This is a genomic window from Bradyrhizobium huanghuaihaiense, from assembly GCF_025200885.1.
In the GTDB taxonomy this organism is placed as follows: domain Bacteria; phylum Pseudomonadota; class Alphaproteobacteria; order Rhizobiales; family Xanthobacteraceae; genus Bradyrhizobium; species Bradyrhizobium huanghuaihaiense.
Map to the genome: position 1 here is coordinate 8050568 of NZ_CP104172.1, position 14239 is coordinate 8064806.

Below are 14239 nucleotides of genomic sequence, written 5' to 3' on the forward strand. Positions count from 1 at the left end.
GGCCATGGCGATGCGTCTCCGCTCACGTTCCGGTGGCGACGATCTCGAAATCCAGCACGAGATCAACGTCCCCCCCTTTATCGACGTCATATTGGTGCTGCTGATCATCTTCATGGTGGCGGCGCCGCTTGCGACCGTCGACATCGGCATCAATCTGCCGGCAAGTACGGCGCCGGAACAGCCGCGGCCCGACAAGCCGGTTTTCGTCACCATCAAGTCGGACCAGAGCGTTGCCATCGGTGAAACCATTGTTGAGCACGCTGCGCTTCCCGGTGCACTCGATGCGGCGACCAACAATCACAGGGATGAAACGATCTTTATCCGCGCCGACAAGTCGCTGAGCTATGGCGAGCTGATGGAGGTGATGAACATCATGCGTGATGCCGGCTATCTGAAGCTCGCCTTGGTCGGGCTGGAAACGCCGGCGATAAAGCCATGAACGCGCACACGCTGCACCTGCCGGAGCGGCAAGGCCTCTCGCGCTGGAGCATCGCCGGCGTGATTATCCTGCTGGCGCATGCGGCGCTCGTGGCGGGCATTGTGTTCTGGTACGCTCACCGGCCGGCGCCTGAACCCAACATCATCCCCGCCATCAGCGTGACGCTCGCGCCGGTCGACGCCAGCTCGCCCGAAATCCAGGACCAGGACATCGCGGTCGGGCCAGCGATGCAGCAGGCTGAGGAGGCGCCGAGGGAACCGCCCAAGCAGGAGCAACCGGTCGAACAGGTCGAGCAGCCGCCACCGCCGCAGCAACAGGCCGAGGTGACGCTGCCGCAGGAAACACCGAAGCAGCTCGAGCAGCCGAAGCCGGAGCCTCGGCCGCCCGCGCCGGAAACCCGTGCGCCGCCGAAAACAGAGCATGTCGGGAAATTCACCGAAGCGAGCGCGAACGCCTACAACGCACTGGTGTTCGGTCACCTGCAGCGGTTCAAGCGCTATCCCGAGGCGGCGCACGGCGCGTCCGGCACGGTCGCCGTACGGTTTGAATTGAACCGTGCCGGCGAAGTGATCGACAGCGCGGTGGCAAAATCCTCCGGTAATGCGGTGCTCGACCGCGAGGCGCTTGACCTCCTCCGGCGCGCCAGCCCCTTCCCGGCATTTCCGGCCGCCAAGCCGAGGACGCGCGACACCTACCTCGCACCGGTCAGCTTCGCCCGCTGACGCTGCATCAGCTTGTCTCTCGACCGAAACAATAGCGCTCTCTTGCAGCTTTATGACGGTAGCGTGCGGTTTCGACGGCCAATTTTACTGCGTTGAGAGAACAGCTCAGCCACGATCCTAATTTCGAACGATCTCCAGTGGACCATGGTCATCGCAGTGATCACTGTGGGGATGGTGCAGATGCTCGGCGACGAGATCGTCGACATGATCGCCATGCGGAATCGCGTCATGGCCGCAGCCGAGTCCGTGGACGTGAGCAGCATCACGTCCGGAGCAAGTGATGGTCTGGCGCGCAACGATCGGGGTTGTTGTCGCTTACCTCGATCCGCCGCGATGGCTGTAATTCCGGTTCAGTACGTGACTCAATAGGAACAATTTGGGATTGCCTGAGTGCCGGCCATCCTGTAGACGACCCGCGCACCGTTGCCGGCCATCTTTCAGCGCTGCCCGCAGCGGGGCCTGTAGCTCAATGGTTAGAGCCGGCCGCTCATAACGGTCTGGTTGCAGGTTCGAGTCCTGCCGGGCCCACCACGCTTCGCCCTTCTTTTTTTTGTGGTGCGGACACTTTGAGAACGACTCGGTTTCCGCTTTAAGAACGACTCGATTTCGTTTTGAGAACGACTCGACCGCAGATCCCCTGTAAACAGTTACGAATTTCGTCTCGTTTTTTTCGCCGATTCTGGAGCTCGACCAAAGCGAGGGGGGTCTATTCAGCGTTCTTCCTCGATTTGCAAGTCCCGACAGGCACTCAAAGACCACTTGAGGAACAAGCTATGAGGAAGTCATCCACGAAGTTCGTATTCCATGAACAGGAAGTCGCCGACGTCACGTTTCGTGCGATGGTGGAGTCTGGGCGCGTCATTCTCTACATGGTGAATTCGAGCGGCCGCGAGTCCAGTATAGACCTTGACCTGCCACTGCGTATTTCCTCCAGAAGGAGTTAGAGTCCGGCCCGAAGAAGGACGGACAGATGAAGCGAGCAAGGTTCACGGAAGAGCAGATTATCGCGGTATTGAAGGAGCATGAGGCTGGGGCGAAGACAGCCGACCTGGCTCGCAAGCACGGTGTTTCCGAGGCGACGATCTACAATTGGAAGGCCAAATTCGGCGGTATGGACGTTTCCGAAGCGAAGCGGCTGAGGGCCTTGGAAGAGGAGAACGCGAAGCTGAAGAAGCTTCTGGCCGAGCAGATGCTCGATGCGGCCGCACTTCGCGAGCTCCTTTCAAAAAAATGGTAGGGCCCGCCGCCAAGCGCGCTGCGATCGCGCATCTGCAGGCCGTCATGAGCCTGTCGGAACGGCGGGCCTGCTCGATTGTGGGGGCGGATCGGAAGATGATCCGCTATCGCTCCAGCCGCCCGCCGGACGCAGTTCTGCGTGGCCGATTGCGCGATCTCGCCAACGAGCGGCGGCGTTTCGGCTATCGCCGGTTGTTCGTCTTGCTGCGGCGGGAGGGCGAGCCATCGGGGATCAACCGGATCTACCGGCTTTACCGCGAGGAAGGGCTCACCGTCCGCAAACGGCGGGCTCGCCGCAAGGCCGTGGGGACCCGTGCCCCGATCCTGGTCGAGGCGAGGCCGAACGCGCGCTGGTCGCTGGACTTCGTCCACGACCAGTTCGCCAATGGCCGACGCTTCCGCATCCTCAACATCGTCGACGACGTCACCAAGGAATGCCTGGGCGCCATTCCGGAGACGTCGATCTCGGGGCGGCGCGTGGCCCGCGAACTGACGGCAATCGTCCAGCGACGCGGCAAGCCAGGAATGATCGTGTCCGACCATGGCACCGAATTCACCTGCAACGCCATGCTCGCTTGGTGCAAGGACGCAGCCATCGATTGGCACTTCATTGCGCCGGGAAAGCCGATGCAGAACGGCTTCGTCGAGAGTTTCAATGGCCGGATGCGCGATGAGCTACTCAACGAGACCCTGTTCTTCGATCTCGATGACGCCCGCGCCAAGATCGCCAACTGGGTCGCCGACTACAATCTCCAGCGTCCCCACTCGTCGCTGAAATACCTGACCCCCGCGGCCTACGCCGCCCACCTCACCGCAACGGACGATCGGCTGCGCAACCCCGACCAGCTCCGCCGATCGTCCGTTGCTCCATCCGCGCCACTTGGCGTACAAAACCGCGAGACTCTAACTGCCGCTGGATGAAAATGCAGTGGCAGGTCAACCTCATTGGAAAGGCATTCGCTCTTCCATGTCTTTGCTATTCTGAGACAGGATGGCAGCGCCGCGGAATGCCTTCAGGCCCGCCTGGCTGGACGGTTTGCCACGACACCGCACGTGAGCCCCAAATGTTTCTCGGTCACCTCCACAGCGACGACGTGCGGCTTCTCAGCCAGAATTCGGCCTGCACGCCCTAGAATCCTTTGGTCGTCAAGTCGCGTTCAAGGATTCTATCGCCGGCCAAACTCTGAAGCAGATCATGCTCCATGACCCGGCCCGCGCGGCGCTATTCAGGAACGCCGACGAGACCCTTGATAATTGGGCCGAACAGGTCGTTTCTCAGGAGCCAGCGCGCCCCTCTCGACCGACGATATGAAATGGAGCGATCGGCGCTCTGTCTGCACCCGGATCACCCTAGCGGCTCGTCGCCCTTCTCATAGCGCTCGAACAGTTCGCCGACGCCGATCGGGGAGCCGGCCTTCAGGACGCCGTCGATGGCGATCAGACCAGCGAGCGCTCTCGCGGTGCATGCGCCGCGGCTGAATCCGAATATAAAGATCTCGTCGCCATCGTTGTAGTTCTCGATCAGCCATTCGTAGGCCAGGCGGATGTTGTCGTCCAATCCTTGGCCGAACATGCCTCCGAGCACGCCGTTGACGCCGACCGAGTAATAGACCAGCTGAGGCTTGTCGTCCTTGCTCTTCGCCGCGGTGAGCGCCAGCATCCACCAGACGTTCGTCCACGTGCCGTCGAAGTAGATCGCCTATCGCTTCTGCTTCTGGTCCGCGCCGGCGAACGTCGGCTGGCTACCGCTCTTCTCTGCAGGCCGGCCGACCCGCACTCTGATCCAGACGCTGGCGAGAAGGAAGCCGATGGTGTGCGCGGGCGTTCGAAGAACCGGAGAATTTTCTTCATGACATGCGTTCCGGATGGTTCATGACAGCCAGCGGGCGTAGGCCTGGATGTCGATCATCGGGACCGTTCCGCTGAACTGGAGCGTGGAAATCAGATTGAAGAGGAACGCCGTCGCCGGTCGTCCTTCCTTCGTGAAGGTGTAGGTTTTCGCGATCGTGTCGAACGTGAAGTGTCCATGGGCGGCGACGCACCCCATCTCCAACCTTTCGAACTCGTCCACTACCGCGAGCGCACGCTCCAGCGGCGCGCCGAAGGGCGGGCTCCATTCGCTCTCGAAGGTGAGCAGGCCGCCGAGAATTGGTATTAGCGGCTTGGCCGGATAGGTCCCGCCAGCGTGCGGTATCGGCAGGCTGGTGCGGTGAAGGCGCCGCACGGAGGCCACCTTCTTCTGCGCGTACTCGACCATGGACGCGTTGATCGCCTGTTTGGCTTCGAACGCGGCATAGACGCTTTCCGCCGGCACGATTGTCTGTCCCTGGTATTTGAAGATGAACGGTGAATATTGCCGATCGAAGACGACGACGTCGATCTGATCGCTGAAATTGCCGTGACTGTCGACGATGTGGGCCGATGCGGCCTGGTATCGTTGGGGCAGGTAGTCCTGCAGCATCTCCAGCCAGACTTGTTCGCTTGCGTCGCCCTTCGTTCCCGGATGGGCGAACGAGCGGCGCGCGATGGCGAGCTTCTGTTGGATGTCGTCGTGCAGCCCGGACAGCAGCACGGAAAGGGACCACTCAGTCACGGCAAAGTTCTCCTCACGATAGCGGAAACTTCGCGCCGAAAAGGGCGCGCCAGGCCTTCAGCGAATCCCCTTGACGGCCTTTGCGGCCGAGATCGATCGCGTATGCGGCTTCCTGCTCCGCCGCGCGCAGCAGACCACGTGCGCGTTCCTTGCGCGCCTGGTCCATGCCATCGCTGATCGGCGGACCGAGTCCGGCCGGATCCGGCCAAGTGTCGAAGATGTGGTCGGCCAGCGTGGCGAAGAAGCTCTGAATTTCCCTGTCGAAGCTGCCGCCGAAGCCGCCGTACAGCACCTGCAGCGCCATGACCTCGATCAGGAAGGATGGCTTAATCGGCTTCTCGCCGTGCTTCGGATTGTTGTTCCAATACTTGACCATGCGAACCAGCCCCTTCCATTTCCTGGAATAGGCCTGGTGGGCCGCCGTCGCCTTCTCTGCATGAGTCTTCGGGTTGGTTTTGATCCACTTGCCTAGATCCTTGTCGGGGATCTCATAGTCGTCGCCGGCGACGAAGGCTGGTACCGCGTCGACGCTCATGATGCGGTAGTCGGTGTTGTCATCGGCATCGACGTGCACGCCGAAGTCGACGTTGATCGACCGGCCCTGCTTCTTGACGGCCTTGTCGCCGTACTTGTCGACGAGCGCATCATTGAAGTCGCCAAGCACCACAGATGGCGCCTTGGAGCGGTAGTCGTGCTTGTTCGGGTTCAGCACGAAGAAGATGTCGACGTCCTTGAGCGGCTTCGTCTTGGTCCATCGCGCGTATGAGCCGGTAAGGAAGTCGCTGTCGATCGAGAATTTGGTGTCGAGATATTCGCGCACCTCCTTCTCGCGTGACGAGGCGTTCTCCTGCTCGCGTTGGTTCAGCTCGAGCTTGCTCTTGAACTTGCGGAAGGCTTCGTTGGTCGTCAGCATCAGGGCTTCCTCAGGTAAGACGTGCTGCCGCTGAGGCTGCCGTGGCCGATGGTGGTGCCGAGGCTCTGGCGGACCATCCCGTCGGTCGACCGCGCCGCGCCCGTGCTCCAGCCGTCGATCTCGCGGTGGCCCGGCTTAACCTTGAGACGCAGGTCGTACTTCGCCTCGCTCGGCACCACGCCGGCCTTGCGGATCGCGTACTTCAGCTGCTCGGTGTCGGTCCAGAAGCTACCGTCACCGCCCGTCCAGCTGTAGGAGATATCGATCTTCCACTGGAAGAGCAGCTCGCCGGTGCGCGGATGGAAGATGTCGAGCTTGACGCGCTCGAGCTCGCCGGAGCGGAGCCAGCCGTCGATGCCGCGCATGTGCAAGTCCCAGTCCTTCACGAACTCGGACGGGTCGAGGCCGCTGAGGCGGATGATGTCCTTCATGCTTTTGAGGATGTTTTCGGCCACGTAAGTGACCGAGTGCGTGTGCGTATAGACGTTTACGGCGACTGCGGTCATGGTTCGAGCAATCCCTTCAGGTCGGGGACCAGCGAAAGCTTCGCCGCCGTGGCCGGCTCGTCCTGGTCGGCGGCGACCGGCGCGTCGAGTTCGCGCGCCGTGATCCTGTCGCTGTGCTTCTTCAGCGCCCGCTGCACCCAATCGAGCTCGTCGACGTCGCAGGGCAGCGAGACGGCCCAGTCGCCCTTCAGCGGGTCGTAACCGAGAGCGGCTTCGTTGGCGTCGGTGCTGTCGACCGCGTCGTCGTCGAAGATGCAATAGACCCGGGTGCGCGGTCCCTCGCAGGTGGCCACGATGGCGTGGTCCTTCGGCGAGCGGTCGGAGATGATGCTGGCCGCGATGCCGGCGACCGCCGTCATCTCCTTGCGGGCCGGATGCGAGGCGCCGGGCGCCAGCAGATCGACGATCGCGCTCCAGGTGGAGAGGGCGTCGCGGGCGGGCGTGGCGGCGAAGGTACGGCGGAAGACGGTGCTCATGGTCAGCGCTCCGTCGCCGCGCGGGCGGCCTTGGCCGCCTTGGCAGCGGCCAGGATCTGAGCAAGGGTGAGCTTCTCCGGATGCAGTGCGGTATCGATGTCAGTCGCGATCGCGCTTGCGACCAGCTTGCGGATGGCCCGGCCGTCAAGACCGACGCAGGCGCCCGCACATTCAGCGAAGCCTGACTTGTCGGCTAGCTTGCCGATCGCGGAATAGGTCGTGCCAAGTCCGGTCAAGCAATCCTTGAGGATTTCGGCGCAGGCATCCTTCGAGGGGAGTGGGATCTCTAGGACGAGATCGCAGCGCGAGGTGAACGCGTCGTCTACTGCGCGGGGGAAGTTGCTGGTCGCGACGAAGAGCAGCTGCGGGTACTTTTCGGCGAGCTGATCCAGCTGAACGAGAACCGCGTCGGTAGCGCGGTGCACGTCGACCGGATTGGCATCCATGCTCAATTTGGTCCTGTCGGCGGCGAGCGTTTCAACCTCGTCGAGCAGCACCACGACCGGGCCCGACGTGGCCGCCTCGGCGATCGCCTGGCTGAAGAGTTCGGTGACGGCCCGCTGGCTCTTGCCCAACGAGGAGCTGGCCAGCTGATGCGGCTCGACCTCCAGCAGGCGGAACTTCTCCTGAGGAAATGCCTTCGCGACCCGATGCGCAAGGCCGCGGGCCAACGAGGTCTTGCCCGTGCCCGGGGGGCCGACCAACAAGATGACGCCGTGCAGGGGAATCACGGTGCGCGATACCTTGCCCCGCATGGCGAAATTGAGGGTCGCCTGCGCCAGGAGCTTCTCTTTGATCGCCGCATCCAGGACGATCGAATTCCAGAGGACGCCGAGTTGGTCGTTTGGAAGGGAAACGATGCGCTGAATCCCCTTGGGAAGTTCGATCTCCGCGGAAAGCGCCTTGAGCTGTGCCGTCACGTCTTATCTCCGGGTGTTAATGCAGATCTCCATGACCCAAATCGCTGTTTCCGTTCTTCGTCTGTGATCGTGCGTCAGACCGCTTCTGCGCCGTACTTCGCGCGGTAGACGCCGACGTAGTCCGGGTCCTGGCAGATGCAACGAATCGGACCCGGCGCCCGCTTCAAGAAAGGAAACGTGATGCGGCTGGGTAGAGCACGCGTCAGATCGACGACCGAGCGCGTTGCAGGAGGCGCGGCCCGAACATTAGGTGTCGACGCGACGATCTCGGCCGCGAGCATCACGCCCGCCAGCGCAGATTGGAAAGCCATGGGCACTTCCAGTTCTGGTCCTGCACCGTCAGCAGCGCGCAAGATGGCGTTGCCGCAGATCGCTTTCTGACGAAACGCGCGAAGCGGTAGGTCGGCAAACGGCAGGAGAGTCGCCGCGTCTGTGCCGACGTTGGCGGCGATCTCCCGCACGAACTGTTCGCCGACGGGTGTGCCCAGGTGGAGCATGGCGCGCACGCGAAGAATCTGTTCTTGCGTCCGCAACCCCAATTCTTCCGCGACGATCTCGTCCTCATTCCGGCGCTTACCGGTAGGCAAATACAAGCACGCCAGGCATGCCTCGTTGCCGTCAAACCCATGTCGCGAGACTCCGAGGTCGCCGGCTTGGGTCCACGCGTTGTACACGCGTCGCGGCAGCGAGCCTTGGACCTGAATACGGTCACGTACGGTGTCGAGCGCCACAGCGACGCGGTCGAAGCAATGATGGCCCACTTGTTCCACGTATCCGGCCCAGGTCGTCGCGAAGGCTCGCGCTTCGATGCCGCTGTCTTTCAACGCCGAGGCCGCTAGCGCGACTTTGGAGGCGTCGACGTCAGTGATTGCGGTGAGCAAGTAACGTTGCAGATTTGTCAGGTCGACGGTTTCGTGGTCGATAAGGTCGATCTCGCCCTTCACGCCACGCAACCGCGACAGGGCCCACACGAAAGCGTTTCCGATGGCGCCCACCCCGGCGAGCTGGACCAGGCCAAAATCAAGACCGGCCGGAAGGTCGGTATTGGCAGCACGCGATCCCATCTCGAAGTTGAGCAGAGAAAACGTGACCTCGATGTCGAGGCCCGGCTTGGCCATCCACGACGCGAAGACCGCCCGGAACACGTTCGCCATGGCGATACACGCCGCTGCGCCGGCCCCGAAAGGGTTCGGACTTCCGACCGAGCGAACCGGAGCGACGGTCGAGACGCGGGCGATCCACCGATCGGACCCCATGTAGATGGTCGCGTCGGACTCGAGGTTTGTTCCGCCGGCGACCACCGCCACGTGAAGTTCGGTGCCGATCTCAGTCACGATCTCCAGATTCGGATTGATGTTGCGCATCAACGCGATCAGCTCGTCCACCAGCACGTCGTCGCCGTCAAGCATCCGCACGCGAACGCGCGGATAGAGCCGGGCAATGAGTCGCGCCGCCATATCGAGCGATGCCAAGCCCTCTGCGGTCGAAGCCGCTTGGGAATCGAAGGCGAGCGTCACCACCGTCTCGGCCAATCGACGCTCGAAGGCGTCGGGATGGATGTCGCGCAGCACTTGCGCAGCGCTCTGGCGCGCGCGGTCGAAGAAAGGGGCAAGGCCCATCGTCAGCCCTCCACGATGTTGAAGATGGTGGCGGCGGCGTCGACCGACTTCCATTCAGGACGTGTACCCGGCTTCCACCAAGGACGCGGCGTGAGCCGGTAGATCGCGCAACCCGCGAAGGAGAAGGGATCGCGCGCAAAGTCCGGTACGACCACCGAGAACGCACCGAGCGCCGTCGCGATCGCGTACTCGTCGTCCATCTCGCTGTGGAAGGCGTGCGTCGGATGGCTGTGAATCTGCGCCAACAACCGCAGCTTTGACTTGTATAGGTGCAGGTTGATGCGGTGCAGTTCGGGACCCGGCACCATGACGGCTAGACCGTGATCGCTGCGAACGCCCTGTTGTTCCGGAATGATGACTTCGCGGATATTAAAGACTTCGCCTTCCTGAACGCCTGCCCAGAGCGCCATGCCCTCGAGGCCACGCCTGCCCGTCGCGGCAAGATGCGCGTGGGTGCGCTTCACCACGGAACGCGGCAGCGTCACCGAGACGACCTCCGTCAAGGACACCTTCATGCCGGAATCTCTGACTGGCCGAGCATGACATTGACCGCAAACTGAAACTGCTGGATGGGCGCCGTGCCGTAGCGCCACACCGTCTCCAGCAAGGCGAAAAGGCGCCCCTCACCTGTGTTCCGATGAAGCTCCCAGGAATCGCCCGAATGCGCGGGATGCTCGTGATAAGCGCGAGTGCCAGGCAAACAAAGGAAGCCCGGCGTCGTCGGCATGTGCGGATAGTGCTGGTACAGGTTAATTCTCTGCGGCGGCATTTGCGCGGCGACCTCTGTCGGGACAGCGGGATCGACTGGCAGCAGCCGCGGAAGATGCGTCATCATCTCCGACGCAGCCAGCTCCCGATCCTCGAAGGGGTCGACGAAGGTGATCGCCAAAGGCCGGACATCGTAGTCGGTGAAATCCGCCTTGACCGCGAACGGGATGACCCGCGGGCGCATCCCGACGGTCGCGAAGGCGACTTTCACGCACGGAAAATCGGCCGACATGACCCACCAGCCGCGCGAGATCAGCGTGGGCTCAATCTCGCGGAGATGACCGACTTCGCGCTCGAATTTGCGCCGGCTGACCTCGCTGTCGACGGCCTGCATCATCAGCCTGCCGCTCCGGCTTTGAGGCTCGCCAGCAGGGTCGCGCCGTCCTTGATGTCGAGCTCGGCAAGGGTCTTCGACACGTCCAGCACGTTGCCGGGCTCGTCGGTCACCTGCCAGGCGTCGACGGGCTGGCCGGTGTTTTCGCTCTCCTTGAGCGCCTTCTCGAGCAGCTTGACCAACTGCTCGGCAGGCTTGCCCTCAACGGGGGTGGGCTCGCCGTTGATCACGAAGATGACGTGCAACTTGTTCGGCAGATGGCTTTCGCGGGTATAGATGCGCTCGATCTTCGGCCCTGCCAAATCGATCGTTCCGCCGCGCGGCACGACGATCTCTTCCTGACCGATCACCTCGACCACGATCTCGCGGTCGTCGGCGATTTTGCCGTAGGTACGCACGTCCGCCTCGGCGATGGTCGGGGAGCCCCACTCCCAGCCGAGGTCCTCGACGGTGAACTCGAAGACCCGGTCGCTCTTCATGGTGCGGAAGTGCGGCTTGGCCCCGCCGCCGAGCTTCACCGACGCCTCGAGACCAACCGAACTCGTGTAGCCGTCGTTGATCTGGATCAGGCACCAGTCGGCCGCCGGGTTGTGCCCCGAATGCGAGCGAACTTCACGGCCGCTCATCTCTTTGTTTTCGCTATGATATTCTACGCCCTCGACGTCGAACGCAAACTTTTCTTTCAAGTCGCTCATTGATGTGCCTCTCAAGTTATCCCGCCCAAACCTTGGGCAATCGCGTTAACCAAGGCCCGAGGCTTTGCGCACACGAGGCTCTGTCCATAATATATATATGGGTAGGAGTCGATATTGCGTCAAGTAACTAGAGCAATAATTTGGTTACGTGTCGACTTTTACGAGGTGCTTCAAATGGATGAAGGCGAAAAACTGCGGTGGGGCGTTCGACGAAGGCTCGAATTCATCGATTTTCGTTTGTTTTGGGCGAGCCGGTTCAATCGTAGCGACATGGTCGACACCTTTGGAATTTCCGCCCAGCAAGCCTCGGCCGACATTTCCCAGTACGAGAAAATCGCTCCGATGAATCTGGCGTACGACCGTGTGGAGAAGGCCTACAAGCGAACCGGCGACTTCAAGCCGGCCTTCATCGGCGAGACGGTCGAGCGGTATCTGCTGCAACTCGTCGCCATCGAGAACCGCTGGATGCGGCAAGAGGACACGTGGTTCGACTCCATTCCGCCGGTCGAGGTCGTGACCTTGGGTCGCCCACCTACCGATCCGGCGATCTTGCTGCGCGTTCTCGACGCGGTCCGGAACAGACTTGAGATCTCCGTCACCTACTCTTCATTGACCGGCTCCGAACGGCGTCCCCGAGACATCGCTCCCCATGCACTGGCCCATAGCGCAGGCCGGTGGTACCTGCGATGCTGGTCGCGCGAACACAACGACTTTCGAGACTACAATCTGAACCGCATTAGCTCGGTCGGCGCGCAGCGGGCTTCTCCCGTCGATCCCGCACTGGATTTCGAGTGGATCCACAGGATCAATCTCGTGATCGTTCCGAACCCAGGCCTGACGCCGGAGCGCCAAGCCGCTGTTGCCGCGGAGCACGCCATGTCAGGCGGGCGCCTGATACGACCATGCCGGCTAAGTCTTAGCTTCTATCTCATGAACGAATACAATCTGGACGTCGAGCTGGGCGTTCTCAAACCCGAAAAGCAACAGATCGTCCTGCAAAACCGAGACGAAGTCACGCAGGCACGTGCTGCAGCGCGCCAGATGGCGATCGAGGCGCTTGCGCGCGCTCAGGCATCGGGATCGATCAATTGATTCGATTCCTAGAAAGTCTGCGACTTTCGAAACGAGCAGACGGCTGGTCATGTCAGTAGTCGCGACTCTATTGTTCGGAAGTGTCGCAAGATCGGACCAAGAAGAGAGATCGGACACCGATCTACTGATGGTCAATCTTAACGACGAGACACGCCACATTTCGGTGGGGCATGCATCGATTTTTCTGTATCCGTGGCTTCGACTGAAGCTCGACGCCAAGCAAGGTGATCTTTTTGCTTGTCACCTCGCCTACGAGGCGAAGGCCATAATCGATCCGCAAGGATATCTGTTGAAGCTCAAGAAGTCCTTTCGCTTCAAGTCCGACTATCAGTCCGAGATAGCTAGAGCGAGCGAATTCGGATGGTTCTTAGCGAGATTTGGCGAGGGACTTAACTCCTCATTGCAAGCGAAGAGAATTCTGTGGTGCGTCAGAACAATCCTGATCGCGCGTAGCGCGGAACTCCGGAATCCCGTATTCGCGCCCCGGCTACTCGCGGCCCACGCCAAATCGGGGGCGGCTCGCGAACTATTGTCTAACCGTCATGGCCGGCGCGACGATGCAACCCTGCGCCATCTCCTGCGACTGTTCCTCGTGGAGGAAACGAAAGTGGAGTCCTTCCATAAGCAGGCCGGCCGAGCCGCCTTCGCTCGTCGTTTTAAGGAAACTTCCAACAAGGTCGCGCTCCAGACGCTTCGACAAGAAGAGAGTAGCCAAGGCGGTTACAGCTGAACTTTCGTATTGCATTGAGGGAGCCGCCCGTCGCTAGCTGCTTCAGCCGGGGTCACACATCAGGAAGGAGATCGTCCTCGGTTTTACGCGCCTTGAGAGATGGCTCCCCGGGCACTCTATGGAAAGAACGATCTTGAAAGCCCCCTCTCATCATCGGGGATAATACCAGTACTTCATCGCTTCCTTTCCTACCAGGGATTTCAAAGTGGTGATTCTTTCGTCTGGTAGCTGGTGATTGCGTGAACTTATCAAGTGGCCAATGTCTTCCAAAACCATGCGACTCTTGGATGAAGTATCGTGATTGATCTTCAGCATGTCGTCGCCCACGGCGGTCACATCGATTGTATCGACCCCGCTGTAGAGATTCGGCTGCTTGCCTGAATCTATATATCCTGCACGGATGGCCCGCGCTTTGATGCTCGACACCGTCAACGCCCAGTCGGCGGACGATGCGTACATGGTCATATTGTGAGCTAACGCCTTTATCGCCTTAGTGGCGTCCCCGTATCTTATATAATCAACGTCAGGTGCGGCCATCACCAACTCTGAGATGTTAAGATCAGCGTTCTTGGCTGCGGCAAGCTCGAGTGTGTCAAGCACTACTTTGTTTCCCAGACTGTGGGCAACGATGTAGAGCTTTTTTCCGGACACTTCCTTCAGGAGTTGAAATACTTTCAGCAGATCGTTTTTCGAAGTATCAGCAGCAACCTCATCGTAGTCATAGTCAGCCAGCGCATCCGCCGATGGCCAGGAGAAAACGAGGACGTGCCCTTTGAAGTTTGCATCATACGCCATTTGGGCAGCCTTGAAGACTGCACGCTCGAATGATGTGTAGTATCCGTGAACAAAGAGCAGAATGCTATCGGACTCTGTTCTGGTCCGCAGCGCCTCAACGAACTGGCGCTCACCCAAAGGGGTGATTGATCGAATTCTGAAGTGTTCGCCGTCGCGCTCTTTATCCGTCAGCAATTTTATAATATTCCATGGCTGATATAGAGCTTGCCAAATGTCGAATGGACGCTCCACCTGCCCGATCTGATGAACTTCCGGTATACTTACGACCGTCAATCCGTATTTTAGACTTTCCGAGTTCGGATTAGCATTTCTCTCGGAAGTGAATGAGCTCGTCTTGAGCGTCCCGCTATCCGTAACTACCCGATTAGTCGCATAGTAAACAGGCTGGAGAGCTTTGACCC

17 protein-coding genes and 1 tRNA gene are annotated in these 14239 nt (G+C 60.7%); 7 read left to right on the plus strand and 11 right to left on the minus strand.

Annotation, left to right across the window (positions count from 1 at the left end; translation table 11 throughout):
• The first annotated feature begins 4 nt into the window (after positions 1-4).
• From exbD to N2603_RS37840, 5 genes are all read left to right on the plus strand, one after another.
• Complete coding sequence (exbD, locus tag N2603_RS37820) at positions 5-439, plus strand: TonB system transport protein ExbD (protein ID WP_260424351.1); 435 nt, start codon at positions 5-7, stop codon at positions 437-439.
• Complete coding sequence (locus N2603_RS37825) at positions 436-1161, plus strand: energy transducer TonB (protein WP_260386175.1); 726 nt, start codon at positions 436-438, stop codon at positions 1159-1161. Before exbD ends, N2603_RS37825 begins: the two co-directional genes overlap by 4 nt.
• A gap of 144 nt (positions 1162-1305) precedes the next feature.
• The gene (locus tag N2603_RS37830; protein WP_260386176.1) at positions 1306-1530 is read left to right on the plus strand and encodes a hypothetical protein; all 225 of its coding nucleotides are present in this window, start codon (positions 1306-1308) and stop codon (positions 1528-1530) included.
• Between the two features lie 86 nt (positions 1531-1616).
• Positions 1617-1692 (plus strand) — tRNA-Ile (locus N2603_RS37835).
• 439 nt (positions 1693-2131) lie between these two features.
• Positions 2132-3318 (plus strand): IS3 family transposase gene (locus N2603_RS37840; RefSeq protein ID WP_260386094.1). Its coding sequence is split into 2 segments (ribosomal slippage): positions 2132-2384 and positions 2384-3318, totalling 1188 coding nucleotides; the frame shifts between segments, so codons are not numbered across the junction.
• Positions 3319-3742: 424 nt separating this feature from the next.
• Here the strand turns inward: N2603_RS37840 and N2603_RS37845 are convergent.
• The 10 genes from N2603_RS37845 to N2603_RS37890 all read right to left on the minus strand — a co-directional run bounded on the left by N2603_RS37845 (position 3743) and on the right by N2603_RS37890 (position 11221).
• A complete protein-coding gene (locus N2603_RS37845) occupies positions 3743-4057 on the minus strand; it encodes a phospholipase effector Tle1 domain-containing protein (RefSeq protein WP_260386177.1) in 315 nt (104 codons plus the stop codon).
• Between the two features lie 210 nt (positions 4058-4267).
• The gene (locus N2603_RS37850; RefSeq protein WP_260386178.1) at positions 4268-4990 is read right to left on the minus strand and encodes a DUF6602 domain-containing protein; all 723 of its coding nucleotides are present in this window, start codon (positions 4988-4990) and stop codon (positions 4268-4270) included.
• Between the two features lie 13 nt (positions 4991-5003).
• Positions 5004-5903: a CBASS oligonucleotide cyclase gene (locus N2603_RS37855; RefSeq protein ID WP_260386179.1), complete on the minus strand. Its 900-nt coding sequence runs from the start codon at positions 5901-5903 to the stop codon at positions 5004-5006.
• A complete protein-coding gene (locus tag N2603_RS37860; protein ID WP_260386180.1) occupies positions 5903-6409 on the minus strand; it encodes an HORMA domain containing protein in 507 nt (168 codons plus the stop codon). The genes N2603_RS37855 and N2603_RS37860 overlap by 1 nt, the downstream gene beginning before the upstream one ends.
• The gene (locus N2603_RS37865; protein WP_260386181.1) at positions 6406-6885 is read right to left on the minus strand and encodes a hypothetical protein; all 480 of its coding nucleotides are present in this window, start codon (positions 6883-6885) and stop codon (positions 6406-6408) included. The genes N2603_RS37860 and N2603_RS37865 overlap by 4 nt, the downstream gene beginning before the upstream one ends.
• Before the next feature lie 2 nt (positions 6886-6887).
• Positions 6888-7805 carry an AAA family ATPase gene (locus N2603_RS37870; protein WP_260386182.1) on the minus strand — a complete coding sequence of 306 codons (918 nt, stop codon included), beginning with the start codon at positions 7803-7805 and terminating at the stop codon, positions 6888-6890.
• 74 nt (positions 7806-7879) lie between these two features.
• Positions 7880-9424 carry an E2 ligase fold family C protein gene (locus N2603_RS37875; RefSeq protein WP_260386183.1) on the minus strand — a complete coding sequence of 515 codons (1545 nt, stop codon included), beginning with the start codon at positions 9422-9424 and terminating at the stop codon, positions 7880-7882.
• A gap of 2 nt (positions 9425-9426) precedes the next feature.
• The gene (locus N2603_RS37880; RefSeq protein WP_260386184.1) at positions 9427-9939 is read right to left on the minus strand and encodes a Mov34/MPN/PAD-1 family protein; all 513 of its coding nucleotides are present in this window, start codon (positions 9937-9939) and stop codon (positions 9427-9429) included.
• Positions 9936-10529, minus strand: coding sequence for a putative metal-binding protein (locus N2603_RS37885; RefSeq protein WP_260386185.1), 594 nt, complete (start codon positions 10527-10529; stop codon positions 9936-9938). Before N2603_RS37885 ends, N2603_RS37880 begins: the two co-directional genes overlap by 4 nt.
• Positions 10529-11221, minus strand: coding sequence for a DUF2604 domain-containing protein (locus N2603_RS37890; RefSeq protein WP_260386186.1), 693 nt, complete (start codon positions 11219-11221; stop codon positions 10529-10531). The genes N2603_RS37885 and N2603_RS37890 overlap by 1 nt, the downstream gene beginning before the upstream one ends.
• Positions 11222-11395: 174 nt before the next feature.
• Between N2603_RS37890 and N2603_RS37895 the strand changes: the two genes are divergently transcribed.
• Both N2603_RS37895 and N2603_RS37900 read left to right on the plus strand, forming a co-directional pair.
• Positions 11396-12313 (plus strand): helix-turn-helix transcriptional regulator, encoded by a 918-nt coding sequence (locus N2603_RS37895; RefSeq protein WP_260386187.1) that lies wholly within the window; start codon positions 11396-11398, stop codon positions 12311-12313.
• A gap of 127 nt (positions 12314-12440) precedes the next feature.
• Positions 12441-13043 (plus strand): hypothetical protein, encoded by a 603-nt coding sequence (locus N2603_RS37900; protein ID WP_260386188.1) that lies wholly within the window; start codon positions 12441-12443, stop codon positions 13041-13043.
• Positions 13044-13193: 150 nt separating this feature from the next.
• On the opposite strand, the gene N2603_RS37905 is transcribed toward N2603_RS37900, so the two are convergent.
• Positions 13194-14069, minus strand: a complete 876-nt coding sequence (locus N2603_RS37905; protein ID WP_260424352.1) for an alpha/beta hydrolase — start codon at positions 14067-14069, stop codon at positions 13194-13196.
• Positions 14070-14239: the final 170 nt, after the last annotated feature.